The following is a 22,305-nucleotide window of genomic DNA, read 5'->3' on the forward strand; positions in this document are numbered from 1 at the left end:
GTTATGGAAGAAGAACAGATGATGGAGCTTATTCCTTTTCTAAAAGAACGAGGATTACGGATTACACCGCAAAGAATGTTAATATTGAGTACCATTCAAAAGCTCAACATACATCCGACTGTGGAAGATATCCATCGAGAATTACCCTATATTAGTTTGGCAACGATCTATAACAATGTTAAATTATTCGTTCAACTACGTATTTTGAAGGAATTGCCTTATGGTAATGGAATAAGTAAATATGAACTCTCCACAACAGATCATTATCATATTATTTGTGAATCATGTGGAAAAATAGAAGATTTTAATTATCCGAAGTTAAAGGAAGTAGAGCAAGTTGCCTCAAGGCTCTCTCATTTTTCTATTCAATTGCACCATTTTGAGGTGTATGGCATATGTAAGGAATGTCAGGAATTATCCAAATAGTAAGCTCCTATTCCAGAGCTGGAAACGAAGGGGCTAATAGGGAGCTGTGAATTGATGATGAAAAAAACGGTTTGCCCCATCTGCCATACAAAGATCAAATATTTAAAGCATAGTATTCTTTGTAAGTGTGGAATGAAATGTAGAAATACAAAATCTATCGCATAAGTGATGAACGATTCTTCTTGTAAGAATCGTTTTTTCATTTAGAGATAAAAATAAAGGCTATATTCGTATCGTTTGTTGCTTTGGTAAAAACCAACTGCCTGCTTTTACACCCAATGAAGGATTCAATGATTCTTATGGAGTTTGCAGCACTTTTCTCAGTGAAATGAAAGGGTTAATGATCTTTTAGCCGATAGTTATTAGTTAAAACTTTACTTAAATGTTTGAGAAAAGAGCCAAATAAAAAAAGTTGTCTAATAAGTAATCAAAATACTTACTAGACAACTATTGCTTAAGAATTATAGTTTAAATTGATTCACTAAAGCATTTAATTCCTCAGCTAATTTGGAGAGATCTTCTGAATTTCCAGCGATTTCTTCCATTGAACTGCTTATTTGCTGTGAGGAAGCAGAGGTTTGCTCAACTCCAGCAGCTGATTCCTGAGATATGGATGCAATTTCCTCAATGGAGCGATTCATTTTTAGGCTATTATCTTCCATTTCCGATAAGCTATCTGAAATGGTTGTTATACTATTTACCATTTTTATCACAGCTTCATTAATTTCAGTAAATGTCTTACCAGTTGTTTGAATCTGGGAGGTCCCTTTTTCAACCTCAGAGTATCCATTCAGTAATGATTCTGCCACCATACCTGATTCCTTTTGAATATTGATTACGATGCTTGTGATATCCGTTACAGAATGGGAAACTTGCTCTGCAAGTTTTCGTACCTCGTCAGCGACTACAGCAAAACCTTTTCCATGCTCACCTGCTCTTGCTGCTTCAATTGCTGCATTTAATGCGAGGAGATTTGTTTGCTCTGCAATATCATTAATGACAGAAACTAATGTTGAGATTTCTCGTGATTGTGAATCTAAGCTTTGAACCTTTTGGACGGCACCTTGAACAATTTGATCTATTTTAGCCATTTGATCATTGGAGGATTCCATTAATTTTTTACCTTCTGAAGCCATTGAAAGTACTTGATTGGATGATTGTTGAATATGCCTTCCTTTTTCATTTGCTTCCTCAACTTTAAGTGTAAATGATCCCATAATGGAGGAAAGTTCATTTGTATTATTCGCTTGTACCTCAGTACCAGAAGCCAGTTCTTGCATAGTAATGGCAATTTGCTCCGATCCTGACTTTACCTCATTTGCTGATTGGCTTAACTCTTCACTCTGACTTGTTACAGATCCGGATACTGTATTAATTCGGTTTAATAAATCACGAGTTTGCCGATTCATTTCATTTGTTGCAATAATAAGATGTCCAACCTCATCTTTTAAAGTAGTTTGTAATGGCTCTTGGCTCAAATCACCATTTGCAATTAATTTCATGCGCTGCATGACATGTTTAATTGGTTTTGATATCTTGTTTGATGTAATGAATGCTACGGCAAAACTGATAATAATGACTAGAATTGTTACAATGGTTCCCACAAGTAAGGACGTTTGCCCACTTTCAATGATATCTTGTTCTTTTTGATTAATCTCCTTTTCACTTTCATCAGCCAGTTTTTGATAACCGTTTAATAAATCACGGCCAACGGTTATCGATTCTTGTAAATTTTCCTTTGCTTTTTCCACATTCCCTTTGTCATATTCATCAAATACTTTATCCTGAATAAATTCACGCCATTCTTTCGTTTGGTCCATCAAGCGATTGAATTCATCTGAGGCATGTACACCTCGAACGATCGCTTCATATTTTTGTCCCTCTTCTGTATAGGCGTTAAAGCGGTCTTTATAGTCTCCTCCAAATAATACATACCCCCGAGCAGTTGCTATTCTATTCGCAATTGTTGCGACCAATCCTTTATTAGCAGATAAAAGAGGGAGTTCATGTTTTGCAATATTCTGTGCCGTTTTATTGCTTGAAATGGTCACCGAAAAATTATAAATACCTAATCCGATGACAAGTATGATCACTAAGGAAAAACCAAATAACATCTTCGCTTTTATACTTTTAAATGAAAATATACTTCTCATTGTCTAGTACTCCTTTCTTGTTAGATTTGTTGATTTAATATGTAAGCTAGACAAGGGAAAATCACCTTGCTTGTAGTCTATGTATATAACAAAGAGACTATCCCGGATTGTGAAATAGCCAATGATTAGGTAGCCAGGCGATCATAGTATGAATGGATGATTATCCCCAACCTTAGACCCTAGGTTTTGCGTCCTATTTTTTCAAATAGTTTGCCTTTATCTCACATATTCTTAGTGCATTTTAACTAGCGACTTGGTTATAATAACCTATTGTTCTCCAAGATACAACAAAATTGTATTATTTTATCCCTTTTATTCTTATGCAAAGGCTTACTATTTTTCTGCTATTAAATGGCGAGAAGTGCACAACAAAATAATGCAGATATTCGCAAAATAATGAAGGCGCTTACATGCGTTCAGGAAGAATTAGTCTGATAAATTATGAGTGTAGGAATTGTTAAATTCAGTGAACAAAGGGGGAAGAAGTATGAAACGTAAAAGTATTTTTGTCATGCTGGCTATTATTCTCGTATTTGCATTAAGTGCTTGTAGTTCCAAAAACTCCAGCAGCGATGGTGAGAAATCTAAGGGGAAAAAGGAAAAACTTGAGATCTTCAGTTGGTGGACAGGTGCGGGTGAAGAGGATGGATTAAAGGCATTATTAGCATTATTTAAGGAAAAACATGCAGATATATCAGTTGAAAATGCAGCTGTAGCTGGTGGTGCAGGAACCAATGCAAAAGCTGTACTGGCGAGTAGAATGCAAGGGGATGATCCACCATCTACCTTCCAGGTTCATGGAGGAGCGGAATTGAATGAAGGCTGGGTTGCTGCAGGAAAAATGGAACCAATCAATGATGTATATGAAAAAGAAGGTTGGAGCGATAAATTCCCACAATCATTAATTGATATGGTAAGTAAAGATGGCAATATCTATTCTGTTCCCGTAAATATTCATCGTGGAAATGTATTATGGTACAACAAAAAAGTATTTGAGGACAATGGATTTGAAGTACCAAAAACATTTGATGAATTTTTTGCTATAGCAGATAAATTACAAGAAAAGGGGATTACTCCACTGGCATTAGGTGATAAAGAACCCTGGACAGCCACACAAATTTTCGAAAATGTATTGGTAGCAAAGCTTGGTGTCGATGGATATAACAAGCTTTGGACAGGGGAGCTTGCCTTTGATGACCCGAAAGTGAAGGAATCAGCAGAAATTTTTAAGAAAATGATGGGATATATCAATAAAGATCACAGCTCTAGAAACTGGCAAGACGCTTCACAACTAGTAGCCGATGGAGACGCAGCAATGAATATAATGGGAGATTGGGCCAAAGGTTATTTCGTAAATGATTTAAAACTTACATTGAATGAAGACTTTGGATATACAACAACTCCTGACTCATCAGGAATATTCACAGTAATAACAGATACATTTGGTCTGCCAAAAGGGGTGGAAAATGCTGAAGATGTAAAAACATTCTTAGGTGTTCTTGGATCTGTCGAAGGGCAAGATGCTTTTAATCCTTTAAAAGGTTCCATTCCAGCACGAGTAGATGCCGACACATCAAAATATGATGATTACGGAAAGTCAACGATCGAAGACTTCAAATCTGCAGAATTGGCTCCAAGCCTAGCTCATGGTTCCGCAGCAGCTGAAGGATTCTTAACAAAGGCAAATCAGGCAGTTAATATTTTTGTAACACAATTAGATGTAGATAGCCTATTAAATTCACTCAAAACTGCTCAGGCTGAGTTGAAATAAATAAGTTTTTATAAAAGAGGACGAGAGCTTTCTCTTCCTCTTTTTGAAGTTTGAATATAAGTCATTAGAATTTGGAAAGGAACCAAACAAAAAAAAGAGAAGACCAGTCAAAAAAAGAAAGAAACCAATCAATAAAAAGGAAGAACCACTCAAAAAAGAGCCAGAACCATACAAAAGTCGAGAGACCAAACAAAAAAAGGAGAAGACCAGTTAAAAAAAGAAAGAAACTAGTCAATAAAAAGGAAGAACCACACAAAAAAGAGCCAGAACCATACAAAAGTTGAGGAACCAAACAAAAAAGAAAGAAGACCAGTCAAAAAAAGAAAGAAACCAATTAATAAAAAGGAAGAACCACACAAAAAAGAGCCAGAACCGTACAAAAATCGAGGAACCAAACAAAAAATAGAAAAGACCAGTCAATAAAAGAGAGAAACCAATCAATAAAAAGGAAGAACCACACAAAAAAGAGCCAGAACCATACAAAAATCGAGGAACCAAACAAAAAATAGAAAAGACCAGTCAAAAAAAGAAAGAAACCAATCAATAAAAAGGAAGAACCACACAAAAAAGGTTCAGAACCATATAAAAGTCGAGGAACCAAACAAAAAAAGAGAAAGACCAGTCAAAAAAGAAGGAAACCAATCAATAAAAAGGAAGAACCACACAAAAAAGAGCCAGAACCATACAAAAGTTGAGGAACCAAACAAAAAAGAAAGAAGACCAGTTAAAAAAAAGAAGGAAACCAATCAATAAAAAGGAAGAACCACACAAAAAAGAGCCAGAACCATACAAAAGTCGAGGAACCAAACAAAAAAGAAAGAAGACCAGTTAAAAAAAGAAGGAAACCAATCAATAAAAAGGAAGAACCACACAAAAAAGAGCCAGAACCATACAAAAGTCAAGGAACCAAACAAAAAAAAGAGAAGACCAGTCAAAAAAAGAAAGAAACCATTCAATAAAAAGGAAGAACCACACAAAAAAGAGACAGAACCGTACAAAATTCGAGGAACCAAACAAAAAAAGAGAAAACCAGTCAAAGACAATTTACTAGTGAGTACCGAGAGGAGGGCACGAATGGAGACACCAAATTTAATAAAGAATCAATCGGCTATTGTTCATCCGGAACAAAAACGCAGAAAGAAGCTAACACAGGATCATGTTTTAGCGATTAGCTTTTTATTACCTTCTATTATATTAATTGCTATTTTTGTATATGGATTCATTGGATGGACTGGATATGTTTCGTTAAGTAATTGGAATACGCTCGTCCCGGATTTTTCATTTGCAGGTTTGAAAAATTATTTGTATTTATTTAACGATTATCGTTTTCAGGCAGATGTCCGTAATACGGTGGTGTTTACCGTTCTATTTATTGGCTTAGTTTTATTGATGGGACTCGTCTTGTCCATCTTTCTTGATCAAAAAATACGTGGTGAATCGATATTTCGAAATATATTCTTTTTTCCAATGGCATTATCTTTTGTAGTAACAGGAGTGGTTTGGCAATGGATTTTAAATCCATCAACAGGTGTTAATCTTTTTTTAAAGAAATTTGGAATTGAACCTCTATGGTATACAGATACAAATATTTTGGCAGGGTTTAAATTAGGTCACATCGAAGTGGGTGTTCCCGTAGCAATTCTTGCAGTAGTGATTGCAGCCGTTTGGCAGATGACAGGATTTTCGGTAGCGATGTATTTAGCTGGACTTCGTGGAATACCTGATGAATTGAAAGAAGCGGCACGGATGGATGGAGCAACCGAATTTCAAGTGTATAGAAAAGTGATTATTCCACTTTTACGTCCGATTACAATAAGCGTAGTGATCATCATGGCTCATATTTCATTGAAAATATTTGATTTGATATTTGCTATGACTGGACCAGGTGCGAATTATGTTACGGATGTTCCAGGAGTGTATATGTTTGAAACGACATTCCGTGGCAACTATTATGCCAATGGGGCAGCAATTGCGATTATGATGTTATTATCGGTCGCTATTTTTATGGTACCTTACTTAATAATGAGCAGGAGAGGTGATTAACGTGGTGCTTAAGAGCTTTTCAAAACCATTGATTTATATCATTCTTATTCTGCTTGCGTGTCTTTTTTTAATTCCTGTTTATGTTATTTTAGTCACAAGTGTTAAACCTTTAGATGAAGTAACATTGGTCAATATGTGGAAGCTTCCTTCTGAAATTGATTTTAGCAGTTATGGGCAAGCGTTTGAAAAATTGGCGCCTAATTTTATGAATTCACTTTATCTAGTTATTCCTGCAACCATACTTTCTGCTTTGTTAGGTGCCTTGAATGGATATGTTCTTTCAAAATGGAAATTCAAAGGATCGGAAGTCCTTTTTACGCTTATATTATTTGGGATGTTTATACCATACCAAAGCATTTTGATTCCATTAATCCAATTTTTAAGAAACATAGAGCTCTATAATACGATTCCAGGTTTAGTGCTAGTACATGTCGTATATGGGATACCAATTACTACATTAATGTTTCGCAACTTTTATGCGAATATCCCTTTATCAATGATTGAGTCAGCAAAAATCGACGGGGCCGGTTTTTTACGAATTTTTACTAATATTATGCTACCTTTATCTATTTCTGGATTTGTTGTTGTAGCAATATGGCAGTTTACAAATGTATGGAACGAGTTCTTATTCGCCATCTCGATTACCACTTCGGATCAGCAACCAATCATGGTAGCATTACAAAATTTATCAGGAAGTCAAATTGTACAATGGAATGTTCAGATGGCAGGAGCTGTACTAGCAGCACTACCAACATTATTAGTTTATATCCTATTAGGGAAGTATTTTGTTAAGGGATTACTTGCTGGATCAGTAAAAGGCTAGCTTCATTGAGGCAGCCTTTTTTGATATGAATAGAATAGTTGAAAACGCTTCCATAAATTAACTATCTATCATATGATAGATATATAGCTTTATATTATTAGGGGAGGTCACTTAGATGGTAAAGCAGAAGCGATTTGAAACAGAGGTTATTCATACTGGTTACGATTCCATGCAGCATGAAGGGAGTCTTGTGCCACCATTATTTCAAACGTCAACCTTTACTTTTCCAACTGCTGAAGAGGGGGAAAAGCGTTTCGCGGGGGAAACAGAGGGGTATATTTATTCACGATTAGGGAATCCAACGGTACGAGTGCTTGAAGAAAGGATCGCCGCTCTTGAAAAGGGAGAGATGGCTTTGGCCTTTGGATCTGGAATGGCTGCTGTTTCGGCAACCCTTTTTTATTTAACAAAGACAGGGGATCATATTCTTTGTTCAGAAGGAATCTATGGCTGCACGTTTGGTTTACTTCAATTAATGGAAAATAAGCATCAGATTAGTCATGATCTAATTAACTTTTCAAATGAGGAAACAGTAAGGTCTGCTATTCAGGATAATACCACATGTATTTATATCGAAACGCCTATTAATCCAACGATGAAATTAGTAGATTTAGAGATGGTCGTACAGATTGCGAAGGAAAAGGGAATTCCTGTTGTTGTTGATAATACTTTCTGCTCTCCTTATTTACAACAGCCTTTAACCCTAGGTTGTGACTATGTGATTCATAGTGCGACCAAGTATATTGGTGGTCATGGAGATGTGATTGCTGGATTGGTTGTAGGTCGGAAGCAAGAACTGAGCGAAATGATGATGACGACGCTTAAAGATATTGGCGGAATCATTAGTCCTTTCGATGCTTGGTTATTAATTAGAGGATTAAAAACACTGCCGGTTCGCTTGGATCGCCATTGTGAGAATGCGACTAAAATTGCGAATCAGCTAAAAAAACACCCTAAGGTGAAAATGATGTACTTCCCTGGTGATCCAGATTTTCCACAGTATGAACTTGCTAAACGCCAAATGAAGCATCCTGGTGGAATGATCAGTTTTGAAATTGACGGTACTAAAGAAGAGGCACAGCAGTTTTTAAATCATTGTCAATTAATAAAAATTGCGGTTAGTCTAGGAGATTCTGAAACATTAATTCAGCATCCAGCAACGATGACACATGCAGTTGTTCCTGAAGAAGAGCGTATAAAAATGGGCATTACTAATCAACTGATTCGTTTATCGGTAGGTCTTGAAGCGTGGGAGGATATTTGGGAGGATCTTAAGCAGGCATTAGATCAGTTATAAATAAAGGCTGTTTTTGCCGGCTTTTACACTCAATAAAGGATTCCAGTGGTTCTTATGGAAGATTGCAGTCTTTTCTCAGTAAAATAAAAGGTATAGCGATCTACAGCCGATAGTTATTCGTTAAAACTTTACTTAAATAGCAACAAAAAAGAGCCAAAAGCAAAAAGGGTCAACCTCACAATGCAATATTCTAGTTCTAGAATATGCTTATATGTGAGATCAGACCCTTTTAGAGTTTACTATTTATTTAGGTTGAAAATGGATAGAGTTAAAAATCGAAATTATCTGGATCCGGACCGACACGGCGATTTTCATTTAATGCATCAATTTGCTTCATTTCATTTGCAGATAATTCAAAGTCAAAGATCGATGCATTTTCAATCATTCTTTCTTCCTTTGTTGATTTCGGTATGGTGATAACACCATTTTGTAAATCCCATCGTAAGATAACTTGGGCAACTGATTTTTGATGGTTCGTTGCTATCTCTTGTAATGTAGGATGATCAAATAATCCTCCTTGCATTAACGGTGCCCATGCTTCCAACTGAATACCATGTTCTTTACAAAATTCATGAAGTTCCTTTTGAGTTAAACGAGGATGGTATTCTACTTGGTTTACCATCGGTTTAATTTCTGCATGTTTTAATAAGCTTTCTAAATGATGAATGTTGAAGTTACTTACACCGATGGCTTTTATTTTTCCTTCTTTATAAAGTGTTTCTAATGCTCTCCATGTGTCGATATATTTCCCCTCTACCGGCCAATGGACGAGGTAAAGGTCTAAATAGTCTAATCCAAGTTTTTGTAAACTAGTTTCGAAAGCTGCTAAGGTAGATTCATATCCAAAGTCATCATTCCATACCTTTGAGGTTATGAAAAGATCCCCGCGTGAAAGTCCTGTTTCATCAAGTGCTTCTTTGATTCCTTGACCAACACCTTCTTCATTTTCATATACTGCTGCTGTATCGATACTTCGATATCCATTGATGATAGCTGCTTTTACAGACTGGACTACTGTATCCCCATCCGGAACTTTAAATACTCCTAACCCAAACCATGGCATTTTTACTCCATTATGCAATGTTGTTGTATCTTGTAAATGTTGAATCATTTTAATTCCTCCTAATAGATAAAATAGTTATAGTTATCAATCGTTTTATTAATTAACTTTACGTTGACGATCCTGTTTCTCAAGTTTCAAGCTCCAACTAGTAAGAATAACAGCCCCAAGTACCATTAATGCGCCGATCCAAGCGGTATGAATAAGCCCGATCGAATGTGTGATTATACCACCTAAATAGGATCCAAGCGCTATACCAGCGTTAAAAGCGGCAATATTTACGGCGGAGGCAACATCAATCGCGCTTGGTACAAATCGTTCAGCTAAAATAACTACATATGTTTGTAGACCAGGAACGTTCATAAAAGCTAACAGTCCCATGAAAAGAATAGTTATAAGTCCTGCTACTTTAAAAGGTGCAGTAAAGGATAAAATAAATAACACAATAGCTTGTATAATAAACATATAAAATAATGAACGAATAGGGTTTCGATTAGAAAGTTTTCCACCTAGCATATTCCCTATAGCAATAGCGACCCCATAAATGAGCAAAATAACGGCAACAGTACCTTCTTTAAATCCCGTTACTTCTTGTAATAGAGGTGATAAATAGGTGAAGACAACAAATGTACCCCCATATCCTAAGGCAGTAATAATAAATAAGAGCATTAGCCGACCATTTGTTACTAATTTAACTTGATCCCTAAAGGATGTCTTTTCTCCTTTTTTTAAATCTGACGGAACAAGAATCCAGTTTGCAAAAAAGGCAATAACACCGACAATAACAATTAATAAAAAGGCAAGTCTCCAGCCGAATTGTTGACCAATAAATGTACCAAATGGAACACCGGTGACTGTAGCAACGGTTAATCCTGTAAACATAATGGAAATGGCGCTTGCACGGCGATTTTCTGGTACTAAATCCGCAGCTATGGTCGATCCAATTGACATGAATATTCCATGAGAAAAGGCTGCAATTACACGTGCAACAAGAAGAACACCAATAGATGTTGCACTAAATGCAAGACTATTTCCGATGATAAAGATGATCATAATCCATAGTAATAAAGATTTGCGCGACATCCTAGATGTTAAAGATGTAAGGATGGGAGCTCCGAAAGTGACTCCCAATGCATATAAGGAAACCGTTAAACCTGCTGTTGTAACGGGGATATTTAAGTCATTTGCAATGAGTGGTAATAAACCCACACTAATAAATTCAGTTGTACCAATGGCAAACGCACTTACTGCGAGTGCTAATAATGCCATCGTACTTCGTCTTTTATTTAAAGACATGTTCATTCCTCCTTGTTTTTTTGGAAATATATATTAATAAAAACTTATAGTATAATTCGACCGGCAAATGCTATTATGGAAGATAGAAATAAGTTTGGGAAGTACGCACTTTTTTGTTATATAGGAACCCAAAAGTAATATAGGTACTTTTTGGTTCCCATTAAAAGAGGAGGATCATTATGCAAAAAAAGAAATACAATATTTCAGTGGAAGCAACACTTGAGGTAATTGGAGGAAAGTGGAAGTGTGTGATTTTATGTCATTTGACACATGGAAAAAAACGCACGAGTGAGTTAAAACGTTTAATGCCGAATATTACACAAAAAATGTTAACTCAACAATTACGTGAGTTAGAAGAGGATGGCGTCATTAATCGAATTATCTATCAACAAATCCCGCCGAAAGTAGAATATGAATTAAGCGAATATGGTTGGACATTACAAAGTATTTTAGATTCTTTATGTGCATGGGGAGAAAAACATATTACCAAAGTTTATGGGGATACGACTACTGTTTTAGAGGAAAGTATTTTAAATGATCATCTCAAGGATTAGAGGGAAATGATTCATCCTTCTAGAAGTAAGTATGGGGTGATGAAATGAAACCAAAAATTTATATTACAAGGAAAATTCCTGAACAAATCTATCATTACTTGCTTGACCATGCAGATATACGTATGTGGGATAAAGAAGATGTACCAGTACCAAGGGAGATTTTAATACAAGAAATTCAGCATGTAGATGGTTTACTTTGTCTATTAACAGAAACTATCGATGCAGAGCTTCTTTCATATGCATCCCATCTAAAGATTATTAGTAACCTAGCCGTAGGTTATAACAATATTGATGTGAAGGCCGCCTCACAAAAGGGAATCATTGTCACTAATACCCCTGGTGTTTTGACGGAAACAACTGCTGATCTCACATTTGCTTTATTAATGGCTACTGCACGAAGGATAGTGGAGGCTTCTGAATATTTACGGAGTGATCAATGGAAAACTTGGTCACCTATGCAGTTAACCGGTCAAGATATTTATGGATCGACCATTGGAATAATCGGTATGGGACGAATAGGTCAAGCCGTTGCGAGAAGAGCAAGAGGTTTCGGAATGAATATCCTGTACTACAGTCGTGCACGTAAGACTAGCTTGGAGGATGAATTGGGATTAGGATATTGTGATTTAGATAAACTTCTCATTAACTCTGATTTTGTTAGTATTTTAATTCCTTACAGCCCAGAAGTACATCACATGATTGGTGCAAGGGAATTGAAAATGATGAAAAGCTCGTCTATTTTAATTAATACGGCTCGTGGTGGGATTGTTGACGAGAAGGCTCTATATGAAGCCTTGAAGGATGGAGAAATTTGGGCTGCAGGTTTAGATGTTTTTGAAAAAGAGCCTCTTGACCTGAATTCTCCGTTATTATCATTACCAAACGTAGTCACACTGCCACATATCGGAAGTGCCAGTAAGAAAACAAGACTAAAAATGGCCGAGTTGGCTGCGGAGAATCTTATAAGAGTTTTACTTGGTGGAGAGCCTCTTACACCTGTAGATTATAAAATCTAATAAGGGAGTTATTAAATTTGGGATATATTGAAGACATACGTAAGCTGGTTGGTCATCGACCATTAATTTTGGTTGGTGCAGTAGTTGTCATGGTTGATGAGCATGGCCGCATTTTATTACAGCAACGAAAATTTCCAAAGGGATCATGGGGCTTGCCGGGGGGCTTAATGGAATTAGGGGAATCAACTGAAGATGTGGCTCGTAGGGAAGTCTTTGAAGAAACAAGGCTGACAGTTGAGGATCTGAAATTAATAAATGTTTATTCAGGACCTAGTCAATATATTAAGGCAGAAAATGGTGATGAATTTTTTGCCGTAACAGTTGCCTATTACACGGAAAATTTTAGTGGTACGCTTGTAGTCGATCAGGTTGAATTAAATGATTGTCAATTTATAGACCCACTTGAACTCCCAGAAGGAATTGTAAAAAGCCATCGTAAAGTTGTAATGGATTATTTAGCTCTAACAAATAAACAGTGAGAAAGATTTTTTTATCCTATGTCTAAGGTCTTACCTTTTTTTAAATCTATAGTGCATTGTTGCAGGTAGATTTATTCCTTATGATGAAAATAAGAAGTTGACAGGAAGGAAGATAAAGGATGAAAAAATTATTGTTTTTTCTAGCTGTACTCATTGTTCTATATTTTGTCGGTTCAAATGTAAAGCAAGCGTCATGGTTTCCGTTCGGGAACAAAGGAGAACAAACGGAATCAATAAAGAATATTGAAAAGATTGATTTAGATATTGGCAGTTATGATGTGAAAGTCATTCCAGATGATCGTGAGGACATAAAGGCTGAAATAACAGGAAAAGGGAAGTTAAACATGAATCGTAGTGGAGATACGATTCGGATAGAGGTAAAACGGAAATGGTTAGACGGAATCAATTTCTGGTCTAAAAGCAGATTAAATGTTTATATCCCTGAAAGCTACGATCAGGATATTGATCTAGCTATTGGATCTGGCCGTATCGTGATGTCAGGGAAGGCTGAAAATAGCCCTATGAAACTAAAGAATCTTAATGTGAAAATGGGCTCTGGAATAATGAAACTGGAAAACTTAGATGTCCAGCGTTTTTACCATAAAGGGTCTTCTGGTAAATCTAATATAAATGCGATCACTGCTAAAACAGGTACAATTAAAATGGAGTCTGGTATTGTAGATGTGAATCAATATAAAGGAAAGCTTGATGCAAAGCTTTCTTCAGGTAAAATGGATATTCAAATGGCAGAATTAAATGATTCAATTATGTTGAAGGTAAACTCTGGAATGGCCAATCTTGATCTTCCGAAGGATGCGAGCTTTACCTTAAATGGAGAGGTAGGCAGTGGAATTTTCTCTTGTGATTTTCCGCTAAATAATAGACAAGATAATGAAAAAGTAGTCAAAGGCACTCATGGTTCAGGAGAGTATAAGATAGATGCTAAGGTTTCAAGCGGTAAACTGAAAATTTATTAGTAGTCAGGTTGAAAATATTGTACAAAAAATAGGGTTGTTATCAAGGGATTAATCCCTTGATAACAACCCCTTTTTAGTTAACTTCTCTTTCTGCACGTAGCTTTGGTAAAAGGAATGAAATAAAAAAGCCAACCAAAGCAATAATCATCATAGCGATAAATAAATGGTGTAAACCGAATACGAGAATTTCACGTAATGATGCACGTATTTGTTCAGGTAGTTCTTTAGCGAGATTCGGATTAATCAATTGATTTAAGCTTTCAGTATTCACATTGGATTGAGTTGTTTTAACTGAAATTGATGAGTTGAAATAAGTTCCAAGAAGGGCGACCCCAACAGATTGCCCTAATGTCCGGAAGAATGTATTGGAAGCTGTAGCAGCCCCTCTCATTGACCAATCAACAGCAGATTGGGCACTGACCATAGTAATAGTCATTACCATTCCAAATCCTACTCCAATTAGAGCGGCTAATAAATAGAAATAAAATTCAGCCGTATGAATATTGAAAAACATTAACCAAATGGTTGAAATGAAAATAACTGCAGTACCTATAGCGACGGTCAACCGTTCACCATATTTTAATAACAATCTTCCCCCAAGAAAGGAACCAATCATCCAGGTAAGAGACATAGGAGCGAGCATAAGACCAGATATGGTTGCTCCGTGTCCAGTAACCCCTTGTACCCACATTGGGATATAAACGGTAATCCCGATAAGTACAGCACTTGCAAGAAAACCGACAACATTTGCGATCGATACTGCCCTTAATCGGAAAAGTTGTAGTGGAATTAAAGGCTCTTTTGCTTTTGATTCAATAAAGATAAATAAGACTAATAATACTATTCCAATTCCAAATGTAAGAAGAATTGAAGGTGAGGTCCAATGATGAGTATCTCCTCCTCTTTGCAGGGCAAAGAGCAAGGATAACATACCAATTGAAAATGTAATTGCTCCCGCAAAATCAATTTTCTTCTTCGTTTTTTCAATATTTTCTTTTAAAGCAAAACCAACCATTAACATCGCAAGAATGCCGAACGGTACATTAATATAGAATATCCAATGCCAAGATAATTGGTCTACGAAGAATCCACCAACAAGTGGTCCAATTACTCCGGCTATTCCCCAAGCGGCTCCCATAAGACCTAGAATTTTTGCTCTTTTTTCATATGGGTAAATATCTGCAATGATCGTCGTTGTTACAGGCATGACTGCACCTGCACCAATTCCTTGTATTGCACGGAAAATAATTAATTGTTCCATTGTTTGAGCTAAACCACATAGTGCAGATCCGATAAGGAAAATAATAGTGCCGATCATAAAAATAAATTTTCTACCATATAAATCTGACAGCTTGCCGAAAATTGGTACAGTTACTGCGGATGTTAATAAGTAAATCGCAAATACCCAATTCATTAATTCGATCCCTTTTAAATCACTTACAATTGTCGGCATTGCAGTGCTGACAATTGTCCCTTCAATAGCGGTTAGAAAAGTAGCGACAAAAAGGGCAATTGTAACCATTTTTGTATTTGTTTTTTGCATTTAAACCCTCCAATAAAAAAATGATAAAGCTAGATTCATAATCATTGCTTATTTTGTACGTGAGTCAAATCTGTATATATTAAATTCTAGCAAGACTTTTCTCTGCTAAATGATTAGGACTTCAAAGCCGACAAAATTCAAGAAACGATTCATTGCTAAAGTCTAGTATCATTCTAGTCTTTGGCTTTGTCAATAAAAATAAACGCTTCATATGTAAAAAGAAGGATGTCCTAAATGGATATTTATTATTATATGGGTAAATATACCATCAGTTTTTTTTACTTATGCTCTTCCTTAGGTACTTTAAGACTAATATTGCTTTTTTTTACCTTTTACAAGGGGGATAAAGTAGGTTTAAATTCGTGTTTTTCAGTTGTGATATGGAAATTTTTAAACAATAGTTGAGTGTACCTATATAGAGGTGTAATAAAAAGGTTGAGATCTCAACCTTTTTCATTAAAAAGAATGGGCTTGTGTAGTTCTTTTGGCACTTTATGAAAATGTTAATTGATACGATTCTACCAATTTCTGAAAATTCAGACCAACAGCGACAAATTATGACAAATATTTTTTGTTTATAGAGATATATTTATTTTGACAACTAAGAACCTTCACCAAGCAGTCTATAGAAAGGAGGAAAGTAGTTGTCATCTTTTATTTTGAGAGGGGAGGAAAACTAGAAATGAAAAGAAAAAAGGTCAAAAAGGCCACCTCGGTTTTAGCTACCGTACTGATGTCTGTATCCTTGCTTACACCAAGTTTTGCAAATGCAGAATCATTATCTGTGACGAAAAAACCACACACTTCACTCTTTGACACTAAAGGAGGGGTAACAAGTTCCAAGGTCAGTGAAAGGCTTTTACAACAATTTAAGTCTGACAATGATCAGGTTACTTTCCTTATTAAATTCAAAGAGCAGGCAGACACGAAAAAGGTCGCTAAAAAAGCAGCCGAAAATGCAAACAAGGCAAATCTTTCAGCAGTGAAAACAGAACTTGCAAAACGTTCAGCTGTTGTATCCGAATTACGGGCAACAGCGATGAGTACACAAGCTGAAGTTATTAAGTTCCTTGAAAACGAACAAAAAAATGGCAATGTGAAGGATTTTGAATCTTTCTACATTGTTAATGGAATGGCGGTAACAGCGACGAAGGAAGTTATGCAAAAGCTATCAAACTTTGAGGCTGTTGGAAAAGTTCTTCCGAATGAAACACGTCAGCTGTTTAGTAATGTAATTCAAGCGCCAAATAAAGTAGTAAAACCAGCAGTTGAACCAAAAGAAAAAACAAATAGTATCGAATGGAATATTGATCGTGTCGGTGCACCACAGGTTTGGAATATGGGAATCGATGGTACTGGGACGGTCATTGCAGGTATTGATACAGGTGTTCAATGGGATCACCCAGCATTGAAAGAAAAGTACCGAGGATATAATCCTGCCAATCCAAATTCACCAACTAATGCCATGAACTGGCTCGATGCAACTGCTGGCCGAGCAACACCATATGATGATCACGGACATGGTACACATACGATGGGAACGATGGTTGGTTCTGAACCAAATGGAGCTAATCAAATTGGAGTCGCTCCTGGTGCAAAATGGATTGCTGTAAAAGCATTCACAGCCGATGGTGGAACAGATGCTGATCTACTAGAAGCAGGTGAATGGGTTTTAGCTCCTAAAGATGCCCAAGGGAACCCACACCCAGAAATGGCTCCTGATGTAGTAAATAATTCTTGGGGAGGCGGACCTGGATTAGATGAATGGTACCGTGAAATGGTTCAAAACTGGAGAGCAGCAGAAATCTTCCCAGAATTCTCTGCAGGTAATACAGATATATTCAATCCAGGTGGACCTGGTTCAGTCGCCAATCCAGCAAACTATCCAGAAAGCTTTGCTACAGGTGCAACAGATATCAACAATAAATTAGCAAGCTTCTCATTACAAGGACCATCTCCATATAATGAGACTAAGCCTGAAGTATCAGCACCAGGTGTAAATATTCGCTCATCAGTTCCAGGTGGTGCCTATGAAGGCGGTTGGAATGGAACATCGATGGCAGGCCCACATGTTTCGGCAGTAGCTGCATTACTACGTCAAGTCAATTCGGCAATTACTGTTGATGAAATTGAACAAATTCTAATGGATACAGCAACACCATTAACAGATGCAACATTCCCTAACTCTCCGAACAATGGATATGGGCATGGCTTAGTAAACGCTTTTGACGCAGTATCTTCCATTATGAATGGACTTGGAAAAGTAAAAGGTCAAGTAGCGAAAGCTGGGGATGATACAGAAGCACCTACTTTAGAGCACAGTGCAATTTCTGAAACATATTCAGGCATGGATTTAACTGTATCTGCACAAGTAAGTGACAATGTTAGTGTATCATCTGTTACAGTAGAGTATCAAAATGAAAATGGGGAATGGCAAAGCGTAAATGCTGAAAGAAAATCCGGAGATTTCAAAACTGGAGAATACTCAGCAGTCATCCCTGGTGACAAGATTAAAGAACCTTCTTTAAAATATCGTTGGAAAGTATTAGATTTTGGCAATAATGAAGTGACAAGCGAAATCTATGAAGTTAATGTCCTAGCTGGTATCACAGTTGGATATTCTCAAGACTTCGAATCTACTCCAACTGGTTGGACTTCCTTTGGAACTAAGGATACATGGCAATGGGGTGTGCCAACTTCTGGACCAAGAAGTGCTGCTTCTGGTGAAAAGGTATTTGCAACGAATCTTGCTGGAAACTACGATAATAGTGCTAACATGACACTTGTTATGCCTCCAATCGATCTTCCAGAAGGAAACACATACCTACAATTCAAAAATTGGTATGAATTAGAGAATAACTATGATTTTGCCCATGTATTTGTTTCAACTGATCGTGAGAACTGGACACAGCTTTTACGATTAAATGGCACAACAAGTAGCTGGACAAATCAAGAAGTAAATCTATCGCAATATAGCGGACAACGTATTTATATTGGATTCAATTTAAAATCTGATGGAAGCGTTCCGAAACAAGGCTGGTATATTGATGATGTGAAACTTTCAGCAACATCAATTAGTGGAAAAACTTCTGCAGGTAAAGGTACATTAGGTGTTGTTAAAGATGATGTAAAAGATTCAGCGAAAAAAGAAAAGGTAAATCCAGCTACAATTAAGCCAGAATTACCTAAGAAAGATGCTCCTCCTACCCAAGAGGAACAAGTTAATCCTACACTATTACCTATAGGTGCGCAAGTAAGTGTAGTAGAAACTGGACGTTCCGTAGCAACAAATCCGGCGAATGGTGAATATGAAATGTCCCATGCAGCTGGCACATATACCCTACAAGCTGATGCTTATGGATTCCGCCCTGCACAACAGAGCGTAAATATTCAAAATAATGGTGTGGCAACAGCGAATTTTGTATTAGAAGAATTAGCAAAAGGAAATGTTAGTGGTACTGTAACAAATAGCTCAACAGGTGAACCAGTACAAGGGGCAACTGTTCTACTTGTAGAGGATGCGGCTGTCGCTCCGGTTCAAACTGATGCAAGTGGAAATTATGATCTAACTGCATATGAAGGAACTTACACATTAAAAGTCATTGCACCTTACTATCATGGTCAAGATGTTGAAGTGACAGTAAATGGTGGAGAAACAGCCAATATCAATATTGATTTAGAGCCAATCATCAGCTATCCTGGCGGTGATATCGGTTATGATGATGGTACAGCCGAAAATGCACATGCATTCTATGATGCAGGAAATGGCTGGGCAGTGAAAATGTCATTACCAGAAGGGAAAAAATCTGCCATTGTTACAGCAGGTGTATTCCGTTTCTGGGATACAGAATGGCCTGTACCAGGTGGCACAGAGTTCAAGGTAGAAGTTTGGGATGCTTCTGGAGCTGATGGAGCACCAGGTAAGAAACTTGCTGGACCAATTGATGCTACGGCATTACGAAATGGTGATTGGACAGTTGTCGACCTTTCGGCACAAGGAATTGTCGTAAATGGAGACTTCTATATGGTTTATATTCAATCACGACCAAATCCTAATACTCCTGGATTAGGAACGGATGAGAATGGACCAAATGCAAAACGTAGCTGGCAATTAGTTGGTGGGGCTTGGTCACCATCCCCTGCTGAAGAAGGAAACTATATGATTCGTGCCCGTGTTAGCTATGAAGTGGAAGTACCAACCATTACTTCTCCGAAAGATGGAGAGTTTACAAATCAAGAAACAGTAAAAGTGGAAGGTACAGCTTCTCCAGCAACAGATGTGCATATTTTAAATAATGGTGAAGAAGTCGCAACGGTTAAAGCTTCTGAAAATGGAACATTTGCTTCTGATGTTACGTTAACAGAAGGAGAAAATGTTTTAACAGTGAAAGCTTCTGTGGAGTCTGGATCAACGGACGAATCCGCTCCGGTTAAAGTAGTATTGGATAAAACAAAACCAACTCTTTCAATTGATAGTCCGAAAAACAATGAAAAAACAAACAAAGAAACAGTAACTGTAGAAGGTACTGTAGAAGATGCTAACCTTGATTGGGTAAAAGTAAACGGTCAAGCAGCAACTGTAAAAGATGGAAAATATTCTAAGCGTATCATGCTAGAAAACGGAGAAAACGAAATCAAAGTCGTTGCTCAAGATAAAGCAGGTAATAAAGTGACTCAAAAGATTACAGTAACAGCACAATACGATGGACCTGTAATCGAAAACCTATTGCCAACAGAAAATAAAGACCTGAAGCCAGGAAGTTCTGTCAAAATTGAATTTGATAGTAAACCTGGACTTAAAGCAACATTTGCTATCCACATGCCTTTAACAAATGTTGAAGGTGATAATGCAACAGAATTGCCAATGATGGAAACATCTGAAGGCCATTATGTTGGTTACTGGACAGCAACAAACAACATAAAAGTTGAAGGTGCCGTCATCGAAGTCAAAGTAGTCGACGATTTCGGTAATGTGGCTACAAAACTAGCAGAAGGTAAAATTAATATTATTGAATAAGCGAGAATAAATACCTAGCAAGGGTTGCCCTTGCTAGGTATTTTTTATTCAAGAGGCGGAAGGTGCTAGATGAACTTTGGCAGCCTGCATATTGGAAAAATATCCTTTTTGTAAAATAACTGAAAATTAAGGTGACCAGATGTTGTCATCATAATTTGTTTTATGGTAAGATATTTATAACTTTTTACAGAACGGAGGGTTTGCCTTGAAGTTCATTTCAATCCGATTAAATGGTTTGTGCTACTAATTGAATAGTGCTCAAAGGCTCTGTCTTTGTACAGAGTAACCGGATTGGTCTGCCTACTTCAGGGAACCTATTTTATATTCTTTAAGAAAATCATAGTGTTGATTTTCCTAAATATATAACAAGTAGAGGGAGAGACGATTCTACCCTCTTTTTTGTTGTCTTTTTTTCAATTTTTAACATAACAAAATAGGAATGTATAAGTAATCAGTGGGGCTGTTCCCTTAGTTTATTGTTTTTTAGTGACTCCTTTTTTGGGGATGCTAATCATATCCGTTACTCAGATTCGTACAGACAGGGTAATTTTACAATGGAGGTCAATTATATGGAACAAAGAGAAAAAGCAATATTAGTCGGTGTAAATCTAAATCATCAGCCTGATTTTGCCTATTCAATGGAAGAGTTGCGAAATTTAACTGATGCATGTGATATAGAAGTTGGCGGAGAAATCGTACAAAATTTACAAAGAATAAATAAGTCCCATTATGTAGGTACAGGGAAAATTGATGAAATTCGTGCACTTGTGGAAATGCTGGATGCGAATGTAGTGATTTTTAATGATGAATTATCTCCATCACAAATTCGAAACTTAGAAGCGGATATTGATTGTAAAGTCATTGATCGAACGATTTTAATTTTAGATATTTTTGCTGAACGTGCTAGAACAAAAGAGGCTCAGCTTCAAGTTGAAGTGGCCCAACTACAGTATATGCTTCCTCGATTAGTGGGATTACGTGCATCCTTAGGACGCCAAGGTGGTGGGTCTGGCTTGAAGAATAGAGGTGCCGGTGAAACAAAATTAGAGCTGGATCGACGTAAAATTGAAGCCAAGATTACAGCATTAAATAAAGAGCTGGAGGTTTTAGTGGCCCACCGCAAAACGCAACGTAAGCAACGGAAAAAGAATAATGTACCTGTTGTTTCATTAGTTGGTTATACGAATGCAGGTAAATCAACAATTATGAATGCATTGGTGGAAAAGTTTAATCCACTTGAAAATAAACAGGTTTTTGAAAAAGATATGCTTTTTGCTACTTTGGAAACGTCTGTTAGAAATATTTCATTAGCAGATCAAAAATCATTTTTATTAACGGATACAGTTGGCTTTGTTAGTAAGCTACCACATCACCTAGTAAAAGCATTCCGCTCAACTTTAGAAGAGGTGGCAGAAAGTGATTTACTCATCCATGTCGTTGATTATTCTAATCCAAATTATGAACAATTAATCAATATTACGAATGAAACATTGAAGGATATTGGAATTGAAAATATCCCAACGATCTATGCATACAATAAATCCGATTTAAAGGATATGCAAATTCCAACAGTTAGAGGGGAAGATATATTTCTTTCAGCTAAACAGAGAATTGGTATGGATGAGTTGATTGGACTAATCAGAAAAGAAATCTTTACAGATTATATCAAATGTGAAATGTTGATCCCTTATGACAAGGGAGGCATCATTTCTTATTTCAACGAATATGCCCATGTGATTAACACGAGCTATGAAGAAACAGGAACAAAGCTCATACTTGAATGCAAAAAAAGTGACTACGAAAAGCATCAGGAATATATAATTTAAGTCGGTGTCAGGCACCAATAAGGC

General features: G+C 36.7%; 15 protein-coding genes and 1 riboswitch. Of the genes, 11 read left to right on the forward strand and 4 right to left on the reverse strand.

Annotation, left to right across the window (positions count from 1 at the left end; translation table 11 throughout):
• Positions 1-3: 3 nt before the first annotated feature.
• Positions 4-426 carry a Fur family transcriptional regulator gene (locus MHI39_RS02850; protein WP_058004083.1) on the forward strand — a complete coding sequence of 141 codons (423 nt, stop codon included), beginning with the start codon at positions 4-6 and terminating at the stop codon, positions 424-426.
• Positions 427-887: 461 nt separating this feature from the next.
• On the opposite strand, the gene MHI39_RS02855 is transcribed toward MHI39_RS02850, so the two are convergent.
• The gene (locus MHI39_RS02855; RefSeq protein ID WP_278892676.1) at positions 888-2,579 is read right to left on the reverse strand and encodes a methyl-accepting chemotaxis protein; all 1,692 of its coding nucleotides are present in this window, start codon (positions 2,577-2,579) and stop codon (positions 888-890) included.
• Between the two features lie 125 nt (positions 2,580-2,704).
• Positions 2,705-2,804, reverse strand: a riboswitch (cyclic di-GMP riboswitch).
• A 262-nt stretch (positions 2,805-3,066) separates the two neighbouring features.
• Here MHI39_RS02855 and MHI39_RS02860 point away from each other — a divergent pair.
• From MHI39_RS02860 to megL, 4 genes are all read left to right on the forward strand, one after another.
• Positions 3,067-4,350, forward strand: coding sequence for an ABC transporter substrate-binding protein (locus tag MHI39_RS02860; RefSeq protein WP_278892675.1), 1,284 nt, complete (start codon positions 3,067-3,069; stop codon positions 4,348-4,350).
• A 1,074-nt stretch (positions 4,351-5,424) separates the two neighbouring features.
• Positions 5,425-6,393, forward strand: a complete 969-nt coding sequence (locus tag MHI39_RS02865; protein ID WP_342540653.1) for a sugar ABC transporter permease — start codon at positions 5,425-5,427, stop codon at positions 6,391-6,393.
• A 1-nt stretch (position 6,394) separates the two neighbouring features.
• Positions 6,395-7,216 carry a carbohydrate ABC transporter permease gene (locus MHI39_RS02870; protein WP_058004087.1) on the forward strand — a complete coding sequence of 274 codons (822 nt, stop codon included), beginning with the start codon at positions 6,395-6,397 and terminating at the stop codon, positions 7,214-7,216.
• 115 nt (positions 7,217-7,331) lie between these two features.
• On the forward strand, positions 7,332-8,513 hold the full coding sequence (gene megL / locus MHI39_RS02875; RefSeq protein WP_058004088.1) for a methionine gamma-lyase: 1,182 nt from the start codon (positions 7,332-7,334) through the stop codon (positions 8,511-8,513).
• Positions 8,514-8,781: 268 nt separating this feature from the next.
• Here megL and MHI39_RS02880 read toward each other — a convergent pair whose 3' ends face one another.
• Together MHI39_RS02880 and MHI39_RS02885 are read right to left on the reverse strand one after the other, a co-directional pair.
• Positions 8,782-9,624, reverse strand: a complete 843-nt coding sequence (locus MHI39_RS02880) for an aldo/keto reductase (protein WP_058004089.1) — start codon at positions 9,622-9,624, stop codon at positions 8,782-8,784.
• Positions 9,625-9,672: 48 nt separating this feature from the next.
• Complete coding sequence (locus MHI39_RS02885; RefSeq protein WP_058004090.1) at positions 9,673-10,869, reverse strand: MFS transporter; 1,197 nt, start codon at positions 10,867-10,869, stop codon at positions 9,673-9,675.
• A 179-nt stretch (positions 10,870-11,048) separates the two neighbouring features.
• Here MHI39_RS02885 and MHI39_RS02890 point away from each other — a divergent pair, with 179 nt between their 5' ends.
• From MHI39_RS02890 to MHI39_RS02905, 4 genes are all read left to right on the forward strand, one after another.
• Complete coding sequence (locus MHI39_RS02890) at positions 11,049-11,423, forward strand: helix-turn-helix domain-containing protein (RefSeq protein WP_058004091.1); 375 nt, start codon at positions 11,049-11,051, stop codon at positions 11,421-11,423.
• 44 nt (positions 11,424-11,467) lie between these two features.
• Complete coding sequence (locus MHI39_RS02895) at positions 11,468-12,439, forward strand: D-glycerate dehydrogenase (RefSeq protein WP_058004092.1); 972 nt, start codon at positions 11,468-11,470, stop codon at positions 12,437-12,439.
• A gap of 17 nt (positions 12,440-12,456) precedes the next feature.
• A complete protein-coding gene (locus tag MHI39_RS02900; protein WP_058004093.1) occupies positions 12,457-12,918 on the forward strand; it encodes an NUDIX hydrolase in 462 nt (153 codons plus the stop codon).
• A 119-nt stretch (positions 12,919-13,037) separates the two neighbouring features.
• A complete protein-coding gene (locus MHI39_RS02905; protein WP_058004094.1) occupies positions 13,038-13,895 on the forward strand; it encodes a DUF4097 family beta strand repeat-containing protein in 858 nt (285 codons plus the stop codon).
• A gap of 73 nt (positions 13,896-13,968) precedes the next feature.
• Here the strand turns inward: MHI39_RS02905 and MHI39_RS02910 are convergent, their stop codons facing one another.
• Positions 13,969-15,438: an MDR family MFS transporter gene (locus MHI39_RS02910; RefSeq protein ID WP_251339709.1), complete on the reverse strand. Its 1,470-nt coding sequence runs from the start codon at positions 15,436-15,438 to the stop codon at positions 13,969-13,971.
• A 682-nt stretch (positions 15,439-16,120) separates the two neighbouring features.
• Here MHI39_RS02910 and MHI39_RS02915 point away from each other — a divergent pair.
• Positions 16,121-20,455 carry a S8 family serine peptidase gene (locus MHI39_RS02915; protein WP_342540654.1) on the forward strand — a complete coding sequence of 1,445 codons (4,335 nt, stop codon included), beginning with the start codon at positions 16,121-16,123 and terminating at the stop codon, positions 20,453-20,455.
• Positions 20,456-21,024: 569 nt separating this feature from the next.
• Positions 21,025-22,281, forward strand: coding sequence for a GTPase HflX (gene hflX / locus MHI39_RS02920; RefSeq protein ID WP_342540655.1), 1,257 nt, complete (start codon positions 21,025-21,027; stop codon positions 22,279-22,281).
• The last annotated feature ends 24 nt before the right edge of the window (positions 22,282-22,305 follow it).

Origin of the sequence: Heyndrickxia sp. FSL K6-6286 (genome assembly GCF_038630395.1) — a bacterium.
Lineage (GTDB): Bacteria > Bacillota > Bacilli > Bacillales > Bacillaceae_C > Heyndrickxia > Heyndrickxia oleronia.

Excerpts from the sequence above, each read along its gene's own strand:
- MHI39_RS02890 (WP_058004091.1), top strand. The coding sequence starts at position 11,049 with ATGCAAAAAAAGAAATACAATATTTCAGTGGAAGCAACACTTGAGGTA.
- MHI39_RS02915 (WP_342540654.1), top strand. The coding sequence starts at position 16,121 with ATGAAAAGAAAAAAGGTCAAAAAGGCCACCTCGGTTTTAGCTACCGTA.
- MHI39_RS02895 (WP_058004092.1), top strand. The coding sequence starts at position 11,468 with ATGAAACCAAAAATTTATATTACAAGGAAAATTCCTGAACAAATCTAT.
- MHI39_RS02850 (WP_058004083.1), top strand. The coding sequence starts at position 4 with ATGGAAGAAGAACAGATGATGGAGCTTATTCCTTTTCTAAAAGAACGA.
- MHI39_RS02860 (WP_278892675.1), top strand. The coding sequence starts at position 3,067 with ATGAAACGTAAAAGTATTTTTGTCATGCTGGCTATTATTCTCGTATTT.
- hflX (WP_342540655.1), top strand. The coding sequence starts at position 21,025 with ATGGAACAAAGAGAAAAAGCAATATTAGTCGGTGTAAATCTAAATCAT.
- MHI39_RS02905 (WP_058004094.1), top strand. The coding sequence starts at position 13,038 with ATGAAAAAATTATTGTTTTTTCTAGCTGTACTCATTGTTCTATATTTT.
- MHI39_RS02865 (WP_342540653.1), top strand. The coding sequence starts at position 5,425 with ATGGAGACACCAAATTTAATAAAGAATCAATCGGCTATTGTTCATCCG.
- MHI39_RS02910 (WP_251339709.1), bottom strand. The coding sequence starts at position 15,438 with ATGCAAAAAACAAATACAAAAATGGTTACAATTGCCCTTTTTGTCGCT.
- MHI39_RS02885 (WP_058004090.1), bottom strand. The coding sequence starts at position 10,869 with ATGTCTTTAAATAAAAGACGAAGTACGATGGCATTATTAGCACTCGCA.
- megL (WP_058004088.1), top strand. The coding sequence starts at position 7,332 with ATGGTAAAGCAGAAGCGATTTGAAACAGAGGTTATTCATACTGGTTAC.
- MHI39_RS02880 (WP_058004089.1), bottom strand. The coding sequence starts at position 9,624 with ATGATTCAACATTTACAAGATACAACAACATTGCATAATGGAGTAAAA.
- MHI39_RS02855 (WP_278892676.1), bottom strand. The coding sequence starts at position 2,579 with ATGAGAAGTATATTTTCATTTAAAAGTATAAAAGCGAAGATGTTATTT.